The 18,548-nt window shown below is 71.4% G+C and carries 17 protein-coding genes; 12 read left to right on the top strand and 5 right to left on the bottom strand.

Going from position 1 to position 18,548, the window contains the following annotated elements:
- Window positions 1-4: 4 nt before the first annotated feature.
- Complete coding sequence (locus tag OG406_RS03550) at window positions 5-1,444, bottom strand: cellulose binding domain-containing protein (protein ID WP_329183885.1); 1,440 nt, start codon at window positions 1,442-1,444, stop codon at window positions 5-7.
- 317 nt (window positions 1,445-1,761) lie between these two features.
- Between OG406_RS03550 and OG406_RS03545 the strand changes: the two genes are divergently transcribed.
- The gene (locus tag OG406_RS03545; protein ID WP_266850322.1) at window positions 1,762-2,649 is read left to right on the top strand and encodes a GntR family transcriptional regulator; all 888 of its coding nucleotides are present in this window, start codon (window positions 1,762-1,764) and stop codon (window positions 2,647-2,649) included.
- A 103-nt stretch (window positions 2,650-2,752) separates the two neighbouring features.
- On the opposite strand, the gene OG406_RS03540 is transcribed toward OG406_RS03545, so the two are convergent.
- Together OG406_RS03540 and OG406_RS03535 are read right to left on the bottom strand one after the other, a co-directional pair.
- Window positions 2,753-3,361 (bottom strand): ankyrin repeat domain-containing protein, encoded by a 609-nt coding sequence (locus OG406_RS03540; RefSeq protein WP_329183883.1) that lies wholly within the window; start codon window positions 3,359-3,361, stop codon window positions 2,753-2,755.
- A gap of 264 nt (window positions 3,362-3,625) precedes the next feature.
- On the bottom strand, window positions 3,626-4,180 hold the full coding sequence (locus OG406_RS03535; RefSeq protein WP_164375359.1) for a GlcG/HbpS family heme-binding protein: 555 nt from the start codon (window positions 4,178-4,180) through the stop codon (window positions 3,626-3,628).
- A 363-nt stretch (window positions 4,181-4,543) separates the two neighbouring features.
- On the opposite strand from OG406_RS03535, the gene OG406_RS03530 reads away from it, so the two are divergent.
- Window positions 4,544-5,740: a sensor histidine kinase gene (locus OG406_RS03530; protein ID WP_267050085.1), complete on the top strand. Its 1,197-nt coding sequence runs from the start codon at window positions 4,544-4,546 to the stop codon at window positions 5,738-5,740.
- Complete coding sequence (locus OG406_RS03525) at window positions 5,737-6,399, top strand: response regulator (RefSeq protein WP_267049591.1); 663 nt, start codon at window positions 5,737-5,739, stop codon at window positions 6,397-6,399. The genes OG406_RS03530 and OG406_RS03525 overlap by 4 nt, the downstream gene beginning before the upstream one ends.
- A 53-nt stretch (window positions 6,400-6,452) precedes the next feature.
- On the opposite strand, the gene OG406_RS03520 is transcribed toward OG406_RS03525, so the two are convergent.
- Together OG406_RS03520 and OG406_RS03515 are read right to left on the bottom strand one after the other, a co-directional pair.
- Window positions 6,453-6,869, bottom strand: a complete 417-nt coding sequence (locus tag OG406_RS03520) for a carboxymuconolactone decarboxylase family protein (protein ID WP_267049592.1) — start codon at window positions 6,867-6,869, stop codon at window positions 6,453-6,455.
- A 28-nt stretch (window positions 6,870-6,897) separates the two neighbouring features.
- Window positions 6,898-7,365 carry a nuclear transport factor 2 family protein gene (locus OG406_RS03515; protein ID WP_267049593.1) on the bottom strand — a complete coding sequence of 156 codons (468 nt, stop codon included), beginning with the start codon at window positions 7,363-7,365 and terminating at the stop codon, window positions 6,898-6,900.
- A 125-nt stretch (window positions 7,366-7,490) separates the two neighbouring features.
- Here OG406_RS03515 and OG406_RS03510 point away from each other — a divergent pair, with 125 nt between their 5' ends.
- The 9 genes from OG406_RS03510 to OG406_RS03470 all read left to right on the top strand — a co-directional run bounded on the left by OG406_RS03510 (window position 7,491) and on the right by OG406_RS03470 (window position 18,515).
- Complete coding sequence (locus OG406_RS03510; RefSeq protein ID WP_267049594.1) at window positions 7,491-8,333, top strand: alpha/beta fold hydrolase; 843 nt, start codon at window positions 7,491-7,493, stop codon at window positions 8,331-8,333.
- Window positions 8,330-8,812 (top strand): hypothetical protein, encoded by a 483-nt coding sequence (locus tag OG406_RS03505; protein WP_267049595.1) that lies wholly within the window; start codon window positions 8,330-8,332, stop codon window positions 8,810-8,812. Before OG406_RS03510 ends, OG406_RS03505 begins: the two co-directional genes overlap by 4 nt.
- Window positions 8,813-9,160: 348 nt before the next feature.
- Window positions 9,161-9,988: an alpha/beta fold hydrolase gene (locus tag OG406_RS03500; RefSeq protein ID WP_266618918.1), complete on the top strand. Its 828-nt coding sequence runs from the start codon at window positions 9,161-9,163 to the stop codon at window positions 9,986-9,988.
- A 236-nt stretch (window positions 9,989-10,224) separates the two neighbouring features.
- A complete protein-coding gene (locus OG406_RS03495; protein ID WP_329183878.1) occupies window positions 10,225-12,387 on the top strand; it encodes a glycoside hydrolase family 27 protein in 2,163 nt (720 codons plus the stop codon).
- A gap of 115 nt (window positions 12,388-12,502) precedes the next feature.
- Complete coding sequence (locus tag OG406_RS03490) at window positions 12,503-13,789, top strand: ABC transporter substrate-binding protein (protein WP_329183877.1); 1,287 nt, start codon at window positions 12,503-12,505, stop codon at window positions 13,787-13,789.
- Window position 13,790: 1 nt separating this feature from the next.
- Entirely contained in the window at window positions 13,791-14,726 is a 936-nt protein-coding gene (locus tag OG406_RS03485) for a carbohydrate ABC transporter permease (RefSeq protein WP_329183876.1), read from the top strand.
- Complete coding sequence (locus OG406_RS03480) at window positions 14,726-15,589, top strand: carbohydrate ABC transporter permease (protein WP_329183874.1); 864 nt, start codon at window positions 14,726-14,728, stop codon at window positions 15,587-15,589. The genes OG406_RS03485 and OG406_RS03480 overlap by 1 nt, the downstream gene beginning before the upstream one ends.
- Complete coding sequence (locus OG406_RS03475; RefSeq protein ID WP_329183873.1) at window positions 15,586-17,670, top strand: alpha-galactosidase; 2,085 nt, start codon at window positions 15,586-15,588, stop codon at window positions 17,668-17,670. The genes OG406_RS03480 and OG406_RS03475 overlap by 4 nt, the downstream gene beginning before the upstream one ends.
- Window positions 17,671-17,741: 71 nt before the next feature.
- The gene (locus OG406_RS03470) at window positions 17,742-18,515 is read left to right on the top strand and encodes an SDR family NAD(P)-dependent oxidoreductase (RefSeq protein WP_329183870.1); all 774 of its coding nucleotides are present in this window, start codon (window positions 17,742-17,744) and stop codon (window positions 18,513-18,515) included.
- Window positions 18,516-18,548: the final 33 nt, after the last annotated feature.

Genomic DNA, 18,548 nt, shown 5'->3' with positions numbered 1-18,548 from the left:
CGGGTCAGGAGGCCGGGACCTCGTCCACGAACGCGGTGCCGGCCGTACGGTACGCGGCCACCTTCGCGGACACCTGGGCCGGGGTGAGCACCTGGTCCTTGACGTGCAGGACGTAGTCGACCTGCTCGTTGTAGGCCCGCGCCGTCGTCGACGTCTGTCCGGCGAGGTCGATCAGCCACTGGTTGAAGTTGATCGACATGGGCCGCTCCGGCAGGTACTGGGCGTCATGGGTGCCGAAGAGCTGTCCGTCGATGTAGTACTTGATGCTGCTGTTGTCGATCGTGAGCACCAGGTCGTGCCAGCCGGCGTAGCTCTGGCGCGACTCGGTGTGCTGGTTGACCGCCTGCCAGGGGTCCGGGTTGTACGTCTCCCAGGACGTCGTGTACAGGATGTTGCCCGACTCGCCCCAGCCGCCGTTGGGCAGGTACTCGAAGTCGTACTCGGCGTAGTCGTCGGCCATCGGGGCCTTGAGATCGTTGATGGTGAAGAACGTCTGCACCAGGTGGTCGCCGTCGGGGCCCGACTGGGGGGCGTCGGCGAACTTCACCCGCGCCGCGTAGGTGCCGTTCTTGAACTTGGTGCTCTTGGAGACGACCTCGGTCTGCTTGGTCGACTCCGCGGTGCCCGCGGTCGACGTCTCCAGGTTCATCACCTTGTTGCCGGACACGGTGGGGAAGGTGACCTTCGAGGGGTCCCAGTTGGCGCCGGGGACCCCGGGGCCGCCGGAGTTGGAGCGGACGTTCCACCCGTGGGCGGAGATGGCCGGGTCGGTGTACGACGTGTAGCTGAAGTCGTCGAACAGGGACTGGCCGCCGCCGGGCGGGTCGGTGGGATCCGTCGGGTCGGTGGGGTCGGTCGGATCCGTCGGGTCGTTGCCGGCCGGAGCGGTCCCCCAGACGGTGGCGCCCGCGAGCTGTGCGGTGACCTTGTTCCAGTCCGCGTACGAGGTCTGCGCCCCGCTGAAGGAGTAGTCGTCCGCCTGGTTGAGAGTCTGCCAGTTGGACTGGTAGAAGCGCAGCTGCATGTCGCCGGTGTCCGCGCCGGACGCCAGCGTGCCCGCCGAGGAGGTGAAGCCGATCTCCAGATAGCGGTCCGCGGTCGCGGTGGGGTTGGCCAGCGTGCCGAACGTGCCCGTGATGTTCGCGCAGCCCTTGACCGCCCAGGAACACGCGAATCGGTAGCTGGTGCTCGCCGAGTCCGCCTTGAAGTAGTAGCGGATCTTCACCTGGCTCAACTGGACCGACGTCGAGCTGGTGTTGCGTACTTTGAGCCACGGTTCGCTCTGGTCGGCGGTGGCTCCGCTCGCGCTGGTGCGGTACTGGACGGCCACGCCGCCGTCGGCGGCGCCGGCGGTCGTCGGGAGGGCGATCAGGGCACTGCCGCCGAGGAGGGCGGACAGGGCGAGTGCCAGACGGCGGCGGCCGGTCGGCGGACGGTTTCTCATGTGAGTTCCTTTCGGGGGCTCCCGTTCGGCGCGGGAGGGTGGGGGTGCGCAGGAACACGGTGGGGAGAACGGCGGTACGCGCTTGACCAGTTGGCCCGTGGGCTTTACCAGTTGACGTCGCATGAAGGTGGCATAGACCATTGCAGGCGTCAACCCCCTTGGAACGAAGGGGGACTTGGTGAAGGAGGGTGTGGTTGTCGCCGAGCGGAGGGAGAGGTTCGGGTGACTCGATCACGGAGGCCGCCCTTGGTCGGCGGACCAGTTATGGTCAGGGGCCATACCAGTTGGCCGGTACCGACGACGAACGAGAGCACCGTATGGAGATCGATCCCGCCGCCTCCCGCGCGGTACTCAAACGCGAGAGAGTGCGCGACACGATCCTCGAACTCATCGAGGAGCGCCGCCCCGGGGACGCCATCCCCTCCGAGCGCGCGCTCTGCGCCGAACTCGGCGTCTCCCGACCGACGTTGCGGGCCGCGGTCGACCAACTCGTCGTCGCCGGGCTGCTCGTACGCGAGCACGGCCGGGGCATGTTCGTGGCCGCCGAGAAGATCACCCAGGAACTGGTCTCGGGCCGGGAGACCTTCAGCCTGCCGCAGGCCGCGGGAACGTGGACCAGCCGACTCCTGGAGTTCAGCACGCTCCCCGCGGGCGCCCGGGTCGGCCGCAGACTGCGCATCTCGCCCGCGGCCGGAATCCGCTACGTGGCACGCCTCCGACTGGTCGACGGCTCGCCGATGGCCATCGAGTACCTGCACGTGCCCGCCGCCCTGGTGCCCGACCTGACCAGTGACGAACTGGAGAACGGCGACCTGTACGAGCATCTCGGCGAGCGGCACGGAATCCAGGTCAGCGAGGCGGTCCAGTCGATCGAACCGACCGTGGTGAGCCGTGACGAGGCCGGCCTGCTCGACGTGCCGGAACTCTCCCCGGCCCTCCTCTTCGAGCGCCTCACCTCGGACTCCGCCGGCCGGCCCGTGGAGTACGTCCACTCGATCTACCGGGGCGACCGCTACCGCATCGTGTCCCGGCTCGCGCTCGGCCCGCGCTCCGGGCACGCGTCACCGGGGGACGGCCACCACCCCGGCATCCCGCCGGGAGACTTCCTGCCGGGCGAACCCGTCACGTTCTCCACTCGAGGGGTGGTGGCCGGCGACCTCTTCGGACGCGTCGGCGACCGGGGCGACGGCCGGCCCACCGGGTGACGGAGGACGGAGCGGCGGGCGACACACATGCGTGTCGCCCGCCGCTCCGTCCCCCGTCACCCGCGCCGTCGTGTCCCGCGGGCGGTGCCACTGTCCGCGGACGTCAGGACCGTTCCGCGTTCGCGGCCCTCAACAGGCCCGCGATCAGCGTGAACCCGCGCCGTTCCGCATGCTCCAGAGCGGTCACACCCTCGGCGTCCGGGAGCCCGGGCGTGGCACCCGCCGCGAGGAGCAGTTCCACGATCTCCTGGTGCGCCCGTCCACCGTCACCCAGGATCACGGCCTCCAACAGGGCGGTCCAGCCGAGGCGGTTGACGTGGTCGACGTCGATGTCCGTCTCGTCGAGCAGCGCCCGGACGTAGTCGACATGCCCCCGTTCCGAGGCGGGGATGAGCGCGATGCCCCCGAAGCGGTTGCGCACCTTGAGGTCAGGGCGTGCCGGGAGCAGCGTCCGCATCATGGCGACGCTGCCGGTGACCCCCGTGGCCAGCCAGGCGCTGTCCTCGCGGTCGTCCTGGGCGTCCGCGTCCGCACCCGCGGCGACCAGCACCTCCGCCGCCGGCACGTGGTCGCCGAGGGAGGCGAGGAGCAGCGGGGTGCGGCGGTGCGCGTCGCGTGCCTCGGTGTCGGCGCCCGCGGCGAGCGCGGACCGTACGGAGTCCGCGTCGCCCTCACGGGCGGCGTCGAGCAGGGCGAGGTCGTGCGGGTTCATGTGGCTGTGCTCCTTCGTCGTACACGCGCGGGCGGGCCACGCGCGGGTCGCGGCCCCCGGCGACGGAACCCCGGTGAGGTGGTGGGCCGCCGAGATCATCATGCGTTCAGGGGTGCGCGCCGGGCTCCGCCGGGTCCGCACCGGGCCGGTCTTGGGGCGGGGCCCCTCCGGACCCGGGGGAACCCCGCCCCGGCACCCGAGCGGGGTCTCACCGACCCGGTGGAACCCCGCCCCCGGCCCACCAGAAGGGCGACCGCTTCCGGGTCAGCGACCCAGCGCCGCCACGCCCGCCGCCGCGAACTTCTCGTCGAGGTCACCGGAGGGGGCCCCGGCGACACCGATCGCCGCGACCGGGGCACCCTTCACGTCCACGGGCGCGCCACCGGCGAGGAACAGCGTCCCGGGGATGTCCTTCAGGTTCGGCGTCTGCGCCAGGCGCTTGGCCAGCTCCGAGGTGGGCGCGTTCCAGGAGACGGCCGTGTACGCCTTGCGCTCCGCGGACTCGTAGGACTGCGGGCCCGCGCCGTCGCCCCGCAGGGTGACGAGCGTGTTGCCGTTGCGGTCGACGACGGCGACCGTCACCTTCTGGTTCTCCTTCTCGGCGGCGTCGAGTGCCGCCTGCGCGCCCTTCGTGGCGGCGTCGATCGAGAGGTGGGTGGACGTGACCGTGCTGCCGCCCTTCACGCTCGCCACGGGAGCGACGCCGGTGGAGGCGGACGACGAGGCGTTCGCGGACACCGTGCCGAACGTGCCGGCGGCGACGGCGGCGAGCACGGCACCACCGGTGGCGATACGGGCGCGGCGGGAGAGCTTCTTCATGAGGTCGACTCCAGGTCTGGGAGGGCGGTTCGCTTCTTCCGCTCTCCAGCCTGGTGCCGGGGGAGGCCCGTCACCGTCGGCGTTCCGGCTCGCCGCCCGCTGCCGACCGGCCGACACCGGGGTCAACCGATCGGATGACCCCGGACCCGTCCGGACGGGTCACCATGGAAGGGTTCGGGCAGGCCAGAGGCGCGAGCGGAAGCGGCGAAGGAGGTGGACGGCATGGACACGGAAACGGACCGGACGGCCGACGCGGCCCCCGGCGCGGACCGCGCGGACGGCGCGGACGCGGTCCGGAGCGGCGGCGCCGACGAGCGGACGGACCCCCGGTACGCGGCGGACACCCGCCTGCTCGCCGTCGTGATGCACGTGGCGTTCTTCCTGCTGCTGGGCGGCGCCCTCGCGCGTTTCCTGCTGCGCCACCCCGGAGAGACCCGCACGCCGTGGATCATCGCGCTCTCCGTCGTCCTGGCCGTCCTGTACGCCGTCCCCTCCGCGGGAGCCGTCCGCGGACACGCGGGCCTCTCCGGCCGCGAGCCCGCCCGGGACCGGTCCCGTGACCGGCTGCCCGCCGTCCCCGGCCTCGGCTGGCTGGCCGCCGTCGTCGCCGTGTGGATGGTCCTCGTCCTGCTCGCCCCCAGCTTCGCCTGGTGCGCCGTGCCGCTCTTCTACACGGGCCTGCGCATGCTGCCCACCCGGGCGGCGCTCGTGCTGGTCGTGGTCCTGACGGTGTTCGTCGTCGCCGCCCAGCTCCGCCTCGCCGGCGGCTTCGACCCGAACCTGCTGCTCGCCCCGCCCGCCGTCGCCGCGATCGCCACCGCCGTCTTCCTCCAGATGGAACGGCAGACGGCACGCCAGCGCGCCCTCATCGACGACCTGATCCGCACCCGCCGGGAACTGGCCGCCGCCGAGCGCCGCGCCGGCACCCTCGCCGAACGGCAGCGGCTGTCCATGGAGATCCACGACACGCTCGCCCAGGGACTGTCGAGTCAGCAGATGCTGCTCCAGGCCGCCGACCGTGTCTGGGAGTCCGACCCCGGCAAGGCGCGCGCCCATGTCCGCACCGCCGAGGCCGTCACCGAGCACAACCTCGACGAGGCCCGCCGCTTCGTGCACGACCTCGGTCCCGCCGACCTGGCCCGCGGCACGGCCCTCGACCAGGCCCTGCGCGCGCTCGCCCGGCGTGAGTCGGGTGAACGCCTCACGGTCCGGGTCCACGTCGACGACGCCGGACGCGTCCCGCACGTGCCGGAGCGCGTCCGCTCGGCCCTGCTGCGGATCGCCCAGGGCGCCCTGGCCAACGTACGGGAGCACTCCGGGGCTCGGACGGCCACGCTCACGCTCACCCTGCTGGACGACCAGGTCGTCCTCGATGTCGCCGACGACGGACGCGGTTTCACCCCCGGGGAGCCGCCCGCCGCTTCGCCGGGGGTGCGCGGACACGGAATGCCCGCCATGCGCGCCCGGGCGAGCCAGCTCGGCGGCACCCTCACCGTCGAGTCCGCGCCCGCAGAGGGCACGGTCCTGTCCGCAGCGATCCCCCTGGAGTCCCCCCGATGACAGCCGCCCCCGGTGCGCCCGACGTCTCCCCGGCCTCCGTCCGCATCCTGCTGTGCGACGACCACGCCGTCGTCCGCGCCGGACTGCTCGCCCTGCTCGACAGCGCGCCGGACATCGAGGTCGTCGGCGAGGCGGGCACGGGCGAGGAGGCGCTCGCCCTGAGCGCCAAGCTCGCCCCCGACGTGGTCCTCATGGACCTCCAGCTCGGCGAGGGCATCGACGGCGTGGAGACCACCCGCCGGCTCACCGCGGCTCCCGGCGCCACGCCGCACGTCCTGGTGCTGACGACGTACGACACCGACGCCGACATCACGCGGGCCATCGAGGCCGGGGCGACCGGCTACCTGCTGAAGGCCGAGCGCCCCGAGGAACTGTTCGCCGCGATCCAGGCCGCCGCCCAGGGGCGCACGGCCCTGTCGGCCCCGGTCGCGAGCCGGGTGATGGCCAACCTGCGCAGCCCGCGGCCCACGCTGACCGACCGCGAACGGGACATCCTGACCCAGCTCGCCCAGGGCCTCGGCAACCGCGAGATCGCGAAGGCCCTGTTCATCAGCGAGGCGACGGTCAAGACCCACCTCGGCCGCATCTACGACAAGCTCGGCGTCGACACCCGGGCCGGCGCGGTGTCGGTCGCGAAGGAACAGCGTCTGCTGCCGTGACACGCGAGGTCCCGGGTGGACGCGGACGTCCCACCCGCACCGACCGGGGCGGGCTAACCGACCTCGCGGGCGCGGTCGGCCTCCGCGAACACCTGGAGGGCGATCTGGTAGCTGTCGAAGGCGCGGGCGGCCCCGGCGTACGCCTCGACATGGATGAACACCTCGACGATCTCCTCCGGCGTCACACCGCTGTTGAGCGCGATACGGAGCTGTCCCCGCAGCGGTTCGAGCGTGCCGAGGGTCGCGGCGATCGTCACGGACACCAGGGCACGGGTCCGCGTGTCGAGCACCTCGGTGCGTGGCCACGCGTCGCCGAAGGTGTGGACGGTGGCCAGACGCTTGAAGTCCGCGCCGTTCGCCGGCTCACCGGGGCCGGGTTCCAGGAACCCCGCCAGCGGAATGCCGAGCAGCCGCCCGGCGGTGTCGAGGGCCGTCGCGTAGCGCCCCTCGTCGTCTGCGTCGGCTGTCACGTGCGCCCACCTCCGTGGGGATCCGGCCTCAGAACCCGAGTTCGGTGAGCCCGGGGTGGTCGTCCGGCCGACGGCCCAGCGGCCAGTGGTACTTGCGGCCGGATTCCGTGATGGGTACGTCGTTGATGGAGGCGTGCCGCACCGCCATCAGGCCGTCCGCGTCGAACTCCCAGTTCTCGTTCCCGTACGAACGGAACCAGTTTCCGTCGGCGTCGTGGGACTCGTAGGCGAAACGCACGGCGATGCGGTTCCCGTCGAATGCCCAGAGTTCCTTGATGAGGCGGTAGTCCAGCTCTCTCGACCATTTACGGGTCAGGAACTCGACGATCTCGTCCCGCCCGTCGACCCATTCGTCGCGGTTTCTCCAGCGCGAGTTCTCGGAGTAGACGAGCGACACCTTGTGCGGATCCCGGCTGTTCCAGCCGTCCTCGGCCAGCCGGACTTTCTCCAGGGCGGATTCACGGGTGAACGGCGGGAGAGGAGGGCGTTCCGTCACAGCGGCTCCTGAGATGGGGGATTCGACTGCGGTGCGTCGCCCGGTCCTCGTGTGGCCGGTGACACCCGACCATTTTAGAGTGGATGAATGGCTTGCTCATCCGGGGGCCGGACAGCGTGTCCACCATGAACGCGCCCGTATCGGTCAGTCCGGAATTCACCACCGTCGACGGCCTCTCCGTGCGCTTCGCACGGAGCGGGGACACCGGCGGTGCCGGACAGGACGCCCTGCTGCTGAGCCCCTGGCCCGAGAGCCTCTACGCGTTCGAGCAGGTGTGGCCCCGGCTCTCCCGGAGCGCGCGCCTGACCGCCGTGGATCCACCGGGGTTCGGTGGATCGGAGGCCCGTGACGAACTGCGGTCACCGCGGGCGATGGGGGAGTTCGTGGTCCGGCTGGCCGACGCCTTCGGGCTGGAGCGGCCGCACCTCGTGGGCCCCGACATCGGCACCGCGTCGACGCTCTTCGCCGCCGCCGCGCGACCGGACAGGTTCCGCAGCGTGGTCGTGGGCAGCGGCGCAGCCGTGGTACCCCTCCAGCTCACGGGGCCGCTGAGGGAATGGGTGGAGGCCCCGGACCTGGAACCGTACCGGCGGATCGATCCACGACGGATCGTCGACGCGGCACTGTCCACCATCCACGGCTTCACGCCGTCCGACGGGATCCGCGACGACTACCACGCGTCCTACGCGGGCGACCGCTTCGTCGAGTCGATGCGCTACGCGCGGGCCTACCCGGCGGAACTCCCGGTCCTGGCCGACCTGTTGCCCGGCATCAGGACCCCGGTGCGGATCATCGCCGGTGTCCGGGACGCGGTCGTGCCGTCGGTGAACGCCGAGTTCCTGCACGACCGACTGCCCCACAGCCGGCTGGACTTCGTCGACGCGGGCCACTTCTGCTGGGAGGAGCGGCCGGAGTTGTACGCGGAGCTCGTCAGCGACTGGTGGGACGAGGAGAAGGGACGGACATGACCTGTCTGACACGCCCGCTGCTCTACGGAGCGGCGGCAGGCGCCGCCGGCACCACCGCGCTCAACATCGTCAGTTACGCCGACATGGCATGGCGGGCGAGGCCCGCGAGTTCCACGCCCGAAGTCACCCTCAGCAAGCTCGCGGAGAGGCTGCACGTGCGGATTCCGGGCGAGGGCGAGACGCTGAAGAACCGGATCGCGGGCCTCGCGCCCATGACCGGGTTCGCCGCCGGACTGGGCATGGGCGCCGTACTGTCTGTGGCCCGCGCCGCCGGCTGGCGCCCGTCGTTGACCACGGAGTACACGGTCGCGACCCTCGGCGCGCTGATCGGCACCAACGGCCCGATGACCGTCCTCGGCGTCACGGATCCCCGGACCTGGTCGGCCACGGACTGGATCTCCGACGTGGTCCCGCACCTCGCGTACGCGGTGGTGACGGTGGGTGTCCTGGAGCGCATGTACGGAGTGGCCGGGGTGTAGCGGCATCCGGTCCGATATCCGGTCCCAGAACCGGACATCGAGGAAGAGAAGCGTGCGGAGGAAGGGAAAGAGGTGCCCTGCGATGCCCCGCGGTGGACCCCATTTGTGGTGCCCGCAATCCGCCGTTCACGGCAATTCCGGGGCTGTTCGCCCAACGCGCTGAAGGGCGGTGCCTCGACTAGAGTGAGGGCGACGACGTGCTCATTCCGGTCGCCCTTCGCCGCTGACCTCTCCGTCGCATCCCTGCACGTCCGAAGCGGTTTTTCGTGGCGTCGCCAGAAAGGCCGGCTCGGGCACGGACACCGTGCGACGCGTGGAGTTCCGGACCAGTTCGAGAGGAAAATTCACATGCCCTTCGCCACCGCCAAGGACGGCACGCAGATCTTCTACAAGGACTGGGGTTCGGGCCAGCCGGTCGTGTTCTCCCACGGCTGGCCGCTGATCGGGGACGCGTGGGATCCCCAGATGAAGCTGATGGCGGACAACGGCTTCCGCGCCATCGCCCACGACCGGCGCGGTGGCGGCCGTTCCGGGCAGCCGTGGGAGGGCAACGACCTCGACACGTACGCCGACGACCTCGCGGCGGTCATCGAGGCCGAGGACCTCCACGACGTCATCCTGGTCGGCCATTCCACCGGCGGCGGCGAGGTCACCCGCTACATCGGCCGGCACGGCACCGGACGGGTCGCCAAGCTGGTCCTGCTCGGCGCGATCCCGCCGCTGATGCTCAAGACGGACGCGAACCCCGAGGGCCTGCCCATCGAGGTCTTCGACGAGATCCGCAAGGGCGTCGAGACGGACCGTTCGCAGTACTACAAGGACCTCAGCGCCCCGTTCTACGGAGCCAACCGCGACGACTCTACGGTCACCCAGGGCACCCGTGACGAGTTCTGGCTCTGGAGCATGACGGTCGGCATCAAGGGCGCCTACGACTGCATCAAGGCGTTCTCCGAGACCGACACCACCGAGGACCTCAAGAAGGTCGACGTCCCCACGCTGATCGTGCACGGCGACGACGACCAGATCGTCCCCATCGTGGCCGCGGGCGACAAGTCCTCCAAGCTCGTCAAGGACTGCGTCTACAAGGTCTACCCCGGGGCTCCGCACGGACTGGCGATGGTGCCCAAGTTCGCGGAGATCTTCAACGCCGACCTGCTGGAGTTCGCGCGCAGTTGAGCCGAGCAGGACCCGACGAGCGGCCCGGCACCGGAGGTGCGGGCCGCTCCGTCATGCCAGGGAGCGGCGGGGACTGTCAAGGTGTCGGGCAGGTTTCCGTCGCGCTTCTATTAAATTAGTAATAATTATTGACAGGGTTTTCGGTCCCGCGTCACAGTCGTCGCCGTGACGCCGAGGGCCCGGTCCCCCGCGGTCCGCGTCACGTCTTCCCGCTTCCCAACGCCCGGGAGAGGCACGTGACTTCACACCCGACCGCGCACAGACTCCGACATCACCGGCTCACCCGTCCCGCCGTGGCGGCGGCGATCGCGGTGGCCCTCGCGGCCACCGCGACACCCCCCGCCGGTGCGGCCCCCGCCGTCGCAGGGGCCGTGGACCAAGGGGCGCCGGCCCCGTACGACAGCGGCCTCGCCCCCACCCCGTACATGGGCTGGAACACCTACTACGGGCTCGGCGCGCCCACCGAGAAGGAGGTGCGCGCCGTCGCCGACACGCTCGTCCGCACCGGGCTGCGGGACAGCGGCTACGACATCGTGTGGCTCGACGGAGGGTGGCAGGCCGACAACCCCCGTGACGAGCAAGGCCGGTTGGCCGTCAACCGTGACCGCTTTCCGTCCGGCATCCCGGCCCTGGTGTCCTACCTGCACCAGCGTGGCCTGCGGGCCGGCATCTACACCGACGCCGGCACCTACGACGGAGGCAAGAGCTGTGGGCTCGGCAGCCGCGGCCACTACACCGAGGACGCACGGCAGTTCGCCGGATGGAAGGTCGACGCCATCAAGGCCGACTTCCTGTGCGGCATCGGCGAGAAACTCGACCCGGGGCCCGCCTTCAAGGAGTTCAGCGACGCCGTCGCCAGGTCCGGGCGCCGCATGCTGCTCAACCTGTGCAACCCGCTCACCGACGACTGGGGCCTGCCCCACACCCCCGAGCAGGACGCGCACAACACCTTCGCGTACGCGCCCACCATCGCCGACTCCTGGCGCACCGGCACGGACATCGCCTGGGGTTCGCCGAGCCCCGGCCAGTGGCCCAACGTGCTGCGGAACATGGACGCCAACGCATGGCACCCCGAGGCGCAGGGGCCCGGTCACTACAACGACCCCGACTACCTGATCCCGATGCGCCCCATGGCCGACGGGAGCCTGGAACTGACCGAGGAGGAGTCGACGACCCAGCTGGTGATGTGGGCGGAGATGGGCTCACCCCTGGTCATCGGATCCGACCCGCGCACGCTCACCCCGTCGATGACCGACACCCTGCGCAACCCCGAGATCATCGCCGTCGACCAGGACCCGCTCGCCGTCCAGGGCGTGCGGATCGCCGGAGACGGCACCGGAGACGTCTACAGCAAGGTCCTCTCCGGCCACGGCCGGCGCGCGGTCGTCCTGCTCAACCGGTCCGACCGACCGGCCGACCGCACCGTCCGGTTCGCCGACGCGGCGCTCGGCGGCGCCGTGAAGGTCCGTGACCTGCGGGCCCGCGCCGACCGTGGCACCCACTCCGATTCGTTCACCGTGCGGGTCCCCGCGCACGGCACCGCGTTCCTCGGACTCACCGGCGAGGACGCCCTGCCCGGCACCCGGCTGGGAGTGCGCGCCTCGGCGAGCCCGGCCGTCGCCCGCACCGGCGACACGCTCGACACGTTCCTGCGCGGCCCCGACGGCACACTGATCCAGCACACGTCCGCAGCCAACGGCAACGGCGGCGCCCGTACCCGCGATCTCGGCGCACCTACGCGAGGCGGCGTCCTCGGACAGCCCGCCGCGTACGCCTCGGCCGGCGGCCGGATCGACGTCTTCGTCCGCGGGAGCGACTCCGCCGTCCACCGCCGGGTCTACGCGCACGGCCGGTGGGGGAGTTGGGAGAACCTGGGAGGCCGGGTGTCCGACGCGCCGAGCGTCGCGTTCGACGACCCCGCGCACTGGACGCTCTTCGCGCGCGGCGCCGACGGCTCGGTGGTGCAGCGGGGTCCGTCCTCGGGCTGGTCCTCGCTGGGCGGGCCCGAAGGGCGAGTCGTCCAGGGGAGGCCCGCGGCCGTGACCGATTCGGCGGGGCGCACGCATGTCGCGGTGCGCACCGGCTCGGACGACGTGTGGACCCGCACGCGGGACGCGGCGGGGGAGTGGTCGCCGTGGGCGTCGATCGGCGGAACGGTCGGCGGCAGTCCGACACTTGTCGCCGTCGGCGACGCCGTCGTGCTCTACGCGCGGGCCGCGGACTACACCCTGTGGCAACAGCGGTACGCGGCCGGTGCCTGGGAGGGATGGACCAAGCGCCAGGAGTTCCCCAGTGCCGCGTTCGAGGGCTCGCTCGGGGCGGTCGCGGAAGCGGACGGCACGGTCGACGCGGTGTACCGCGGAGTCGACGGGTACGTCCACCGGACTCAGTTCAAATAAATTAGTAATTAATCTTGACGTGGCGTGAGCGCCACGCGAACCTGGATCCGCCGTGAGCGGGGCAGCCCGGCTCCGGCCGGACGTCCCGCCCCGGCGGATCCACAGGGAGCCCTCCATGACGAACCTTCAGCCCAGCCGACGGCGTGTCCTCGCCGGACTCGGCTCCGTGGGAACGGCCGCGCTGCTCAGCGGCTGTGTCACCGCGACCTCCACCGCCCAGTCCTCCTCCAAGGGCGCGGTCACCCTCCAGTCGAACCTGTCCGCACCACAGGCCAAGGCCGCCATGGAGGACCTGGCCGCCGCCTACGGCAAGAAGGGGTCCGCGCGTCTCAGCCTCAACACCGTGGCGGCGGAGACCTTCCGCACCCAGCTGCCGACGTACCTGACCTCGGCCAACCCGCCGGACGTCTACACCTGGTACCCCGGCTCGGTGGCGGACGCCTACGCGAAGAAGCACCTCCTCCTCGACCTGGACGAGGTGTGGGAGTCTCCCGACCTCAAGCGCTACTCGAAGGCGCTGCACTCCCTGTGCACCGGGAGCGAGGGCAAGAAGGTCTTCGTGCCGACCACCTACTACTGGTGGGGCATGTTCTACCGGAAGTCCAACTTCGCCAAGTGGGGCGTCCAGGAGCCCACCACCTGGGACGAGTTCCTCGACCTGTGCGACAAGCTCAAGTCCAAGGGTGTCGACCCGATCGGGCTGGGCGCGGGCGGCAACACCGCCTGGGTCGCCTCCGCCTGGTTCGACTACCTGAACATCAGGATCAACGGAGCCCAGTACCACCGTCAACTGCTCGCCGGACAGCACCGGTTCGACGATCCCGAGGTCCACAAGGTCTTCGACCGCTGGCGTGAGGTCCTGCCCTACTTCGACCCGGACGGCACCGCCGTCGCCTTCCAGGACGCCACCACCTCCCTGCTCAACGGCCGCAGCGGCATGATGCTGATCGGCACGTTCTTCGCCGACGCCGCCCCCAAGGACGCCCTCGACGACATCGACTTCTTCCGCTTCCCGGTCATCGACCCCAAGATCCCCCTCGCCGAAGAGGCCCCCACCGACGGCTACTTCGCCAGCGCCAGGACCGGCCGCCACGACCAGGTCACCGACCTGATGCGCTACCTCGCCGGCGTCGAGGCGCAGGAGATCTACATCAAGGGCTCCTCCGGCACCGTGCTGCCGTGCCACCCGGACGCCAAGGACGCCGGAACGCCCCTCGTCCGCAAAGGGCGCCAACACATCGAGGCGGCGACGGAGATCACCCAGTTCTTCAACCGCGACTCCAGCGACGCCCTCCAGCCCACCGCCGACACGGCACTCACCAAGTTCCTGGCCAAGCCCAAGTCCGTCGACGGCATCCTGACCGACTGGCAGCGCGAGGCCGAGAAGATCTGGAGGGCGTGAGGTGGCCGTGCTGACCGCCCCCGACCGCGCGGCCCCCACCTCCGCGACACTCCGCCGTACCCGCGAAAGGGGGCCCCGCCGGACACCGCCGCTGGTGCTCGCGTTCGTCCTGGTCCCGCTGCTCGCCGAGGCGGTCTGGGTGTTCTGGCCGGCGCTCCAGGGCTTCTACCTCGCCCTGACCGACTGGGACGGGGTCTCGCCGCCCCGCTTCGTCGGTCTCGGCAACTTCCGCGAGATGGCCCACGACAGCGTCTTCCGCACCGCCGCCCTCGACACCGTGCTCTGGCTGGTGCTCTTCGGCGGCCTCTCCGCCCTGCTCGGCCTCGGCGCCGCCCTGCTCCTCCAACAGGAGCGCCGCGGCGTCGGGTTCTACCGCGCGGCCCTGTTCCTCCCCGTCGTGTTCTCCCTCGTGGCGACCGCCCTGGTCTGGCAGGCGATCTACCAGCCCGACGGCGTCCTCAACCAGATGCTCGACGCCCTCGGACTCGGCAGCCTCCGGCACGCCTGGCTCGCCGACCAGGACACCGCCCTGTACGCCGTCATCGTGCCCGCCCTCTGGCGGCAGATCGGCTACGTGATGGTGCTGTACCTCGCCGGACTCAAGGGCATCGACCCCGCCCTGTACGAGGCCGCCAAGGTCGACGGGGCCGGCCGCCTGCAACGCTTCCGCCATGTGACCCTGCCGCAACTCCGCGGCGTCAACGCCGTCGTCCTGTCCGTCATCGTCATCGACTCCCTCAGGTCCTTCGACGTGGTCTGGTCGCTCACCCGCGGCGGCCCCTACCACTCCTCCGAACTGCTGAGCACCTACATGTACTCCACCGCCTTCCAGTCCCTGCGCCTCGGATACGGCTCCGCCCTGGCCGTCGTCATCTTCCTGCTGGCCTTCGGCGTCATCGCGTCCTACCTCGTGCGCGCCTTCCGGGAGGCCGACTGATGACGACCGCACACCCCCGCGCCTCGCTCGTCGCACGCAGGCGCCGACGTGCCGCCACCGCCGGATTCCACCTCGGCGCCGGAGCACTCGCCCTGCTGTGGCTGCTGCCCATCGCCCTCGTCGTGGTCACCAGCCTGCGCTCCTTCGACGACATCGCCGCCCACGGGCTCGGCAGCGTCCCGCGCTCCTTCACCCTCGGCAACTTCCGGCAGGCCTGGGTCGACGGCGGCCAGCAGCGCGCCCTCGTCAACAGCCTGCTCGTCACCGTGCCCTGCGTCCTGGTGACCCTGGCGCTGGCGGCCATGGCCGCGTTCGGCCTGAGCCGCTTCGAGATGCCCTTCCGCCGCTCGGTCCTGCTGCTGATGCTGGGCGGCAACCTGCTGCCCCCGCAGATCCTGCTCATCCCCGTCTCCAAACTCAGCGAACTGATGGGCGTCTACGACACGTTGCCCGCGCTCGTCGGCGTCCAGATCGGCTTCGGGGTCGGGTTCTACGTCTTCGTCCTGCACGGCTTCATGCGCGCGATCCCCGTCGAGATCCAGCAGGCGGCCGTCATCGACGGAGCCGGACCCTGGCAGATCTTCCGGCGGATCATCCTGCCCCTCACCCGTCCCGCCCTGGCCGCCCTCAGCGCCCTGTCTTTCACCTGGATCTTCAACGACCTGCTCTGGGCCATCACCGTGCTGCGCAGCGACACCAAGATGCCGATCACGGCCGCGCTCATCGGACTTCAGGGACAGTACGTGTCGATGTGGAACGTGATCGCCGCCGGCTCCGTCATCGCGGCCGTGCCCACCGTCGCCGTCTTCCTGCGGTTCCAGCGGCACTTCGTGGCCGGCCTCAACCTGGGAGCGGTCAAGTGACGACGCACCGGCGCTGGACGCTGCGCACCGAGAACACCAGTTACACCGTCCGCCTGTCCCCGGACGGCCCGTGGGCGGAACTCGACGCCTGGGGCCCGGCCGGCGTGGAGCACGGTCCCTCCGCCCTGGACTGGTCCCGGCGCACCCACTTCATCACCCCCGCCGACGCCGCCCCCGCCGAGTATCTGCCCCACGGACTGCGGCCGTTCACGGGCGCCGAGCTGGTGGCCTCCCGCCCCGGCGCGGAACGCGGCGTGTGGTGGGACTTCGCGTCGGCGGAGCAGGAGGACGGCACCCTGCGGCTCGTGTTCGCGGACGACGTGCTCGGACTGCGCACCACCCTGTGCTACGCGACCGTCCCCGCGACGGACGTCATCCTCCGCTGGACCGAACTGACCTCCACCGCCGACGAGGAACTGCGCCTGGAACGCCTCGACTCGGCAGCCGTGACCGTGCCCGTCGCCACCACGGCCCGCCTCACCTACCTCACCGGCCAGTGGTCGCAGGAGTTCCAGCTCACCCGACTCGACCTGGCCCGCGGCACGTTCACCATGGGCAGCCTCCAGGGCACACCCGGACACGCCTACGCCCCCTGGCTCGCCGTCCAGGACGGCGACGCGGACGCGACGTACGGCATCGCCCTGGAGTGGCCCGGCAACTGGCACATCACCGCCGAGGCCGAACCGGGCGGCAGCGTGCGGGTCCGCGCCGGGCGGGTCCCGCACGAGGGCGTGGTCGTCCTCGCCCCGGGAGAGACCCTCACGACTCCCCGTCTGGCCTGCGCGTTCAGCCCGGACGGACTCGACGGACTCTCCCGCGTCTGGCACCGCTACGAACGCCACCTCACCGGCGAGCGGATGCATCGCCCCCGCAAGGTGCTCTACAACTCCTGGGAGGCCACCGGCTTCGATGTCGACGCCGCGGGACAGCTCGAACTGGCCGAGGCGGCCGCCGAGCTCGGCGCCGAACTGTTCGTCGTCGACGACGGCTGGTTCACCGGTCGCGCCGACGACACCGGCGGACTGGGCGACTGGCACCCGGACCCCGAGGCCTTCCCGGACGGCTTCGGCCGGTTCGTCGACGACGTGCGGGCCCTCGGCATGGACTTCGGCCTGTGGGTCGAGCCCGAAGCGGTCAGCCCGGCGAGCGACCTCCACGCCCGGCACCCCGACTGGATCTACCGCATCGACGGCCGCCCCGCCCGCCTGGTCCGCAACCAACTCCTCCTCGATCTCGGCCGCACCGACGTCCAGGACTTCGTGACGGGCACCCTCGACCGGCTCCTCACCGAGCACGCGGTCGGCTACCTGAAGTGGGACATGAACCGCCCGCCCACCGAACGCGGCCGGCCCGGCGCCGGACGCCCCGACCGCCTCGACCTGGACGCGCGGCACGTCGACGGATACCTGCGCGTCCTGGACCACCTGCGCTCCGCCCACCCCGACGTCACGATCGAGGGATGCGCGGGCGGCGGCGGCCGGATCGAACATGCGACGATCGCCCGCACCGACGTCGTCTGGCCCAGCGACAACACCGCGCCCCTGGACCGGCTGTCCGTCCAGTACGGCTTCCTGCACGCCCACGCCCCGCACGTCATGAGCTCGTGGGTCACCGACGCACCCGGCATCTTCGACCCACGGCCCCGCAGCCTCGCCTTCCGCTTCGTCACCGCGATGTGCGGCGTCCTCGGCATCGGCGCCGACCTGCGCGCCTGGACGCCGGAGCAGCGCGCCGAAGCCGCCCGGTGGATCGCCCGCTACAAGGACGTCCGGGAGATCATCCACCGCGCGGACGTCCGGCTCCTCGGCAGCCCGGCCGACCCGACCTGCGGGGTGCAGTACGACGATCCGCGGACCGGCGTCACCGTCGTCGCGGCACTGAGCACCGGCCGCCTCGACGGAGCGCCGCTCGTGCCCGGCCGGCCCGCCCGGCTGCGGTTGCGTGGCCTCGCGCCGGACGTGCACTATCGCGACGCCGCGTCGGCCGTCCCGTACAGCGGGGCACACCTGCTCCACTACGGTCTGCCGTTCCGGTGGAGCGCCGACCACGACGCCGAACTGGTGGTGCTCGAACGGCAGTGAACAGGACAGGCAGCAACCCACCAGGACGGCCGACCGGCCGCACCCCCCAGACGAAGGAGCCGAACCCCACGATGGACCAGCCCGTACGACGGCCCGGAACCCGCTTCACCGGCCGCACAGCGGTGGTCACCGGAGCGGCCTCGGGCATCGGAGCCGCCACCGCCACGCGACTCGCCGAGGAGGGGGCCGCCGTCGTGGTGGCCGACATCGCCGAGGAGACCGGCGAGGCCGTCGCCGCACGCATCACCGCGGCGGGCGGCCGCGCCCGGTTCGTACGGGCCGACGTCGCCGCCGAGGACGACTGGACGCGGATCGAGGCCGCCGCCCATGACTTCGGACCCGTCGACGTCCTGGTCAGCAACGCCTACACCGTCCAGGTGACACCCGCCCACAGCCTCTCCCTGGACTCGTGGCGACGCCAGATCGACGTCAACCTCACCGGCGGCTTCCTCGGTGTCCGCACCCTGCTGCCGGACCTGCGCCGGCGACGCGGCGCGGTCGTCCTGACCTCCTCCGTCCACGCCCACAAGGGAATCCCCGGCCACCCCGCCTACGCGGCGTCCAAGGGAGCCCTCCTGTCGCTGTGCGGGCAGCTCGCCGTCGAGTACGGGCCCGACATCCGCGTCAACGCCGTCCTGCCGGGACCGATCCTGACCGCCGCCTGGGACCGGGTCACGCCCGAGGACCGGGAGCGCAGCATCGCCGAGACGGCCGCCCGCCGCTTCGGCACCCCCGAGGAGGTGGCCGCCGCCATCGCGTTCCTCAGCGCCGACGAGTCCGCCTACATCACCGGCACGAGCCTCGTCGTCGACGGCGGCTGGAGCGTCGTCAAGGCCTCCGCATGACCAGGCCCCGCACACCGTCCCCTCATCAGAAAG

The sequence above is a fragment of the Streptomyces sp. NBC_01428 genome, from assembly GCF_036231965.1.
Classification (GTDB): Bacteria; Actinomycetota; Actinomycetes; order Streptomycetales; family Streptomycetaceae; genus Streptomyces.
This window is presented reverse-complemented; position numbering and strand designations above follow the sequence as displayed.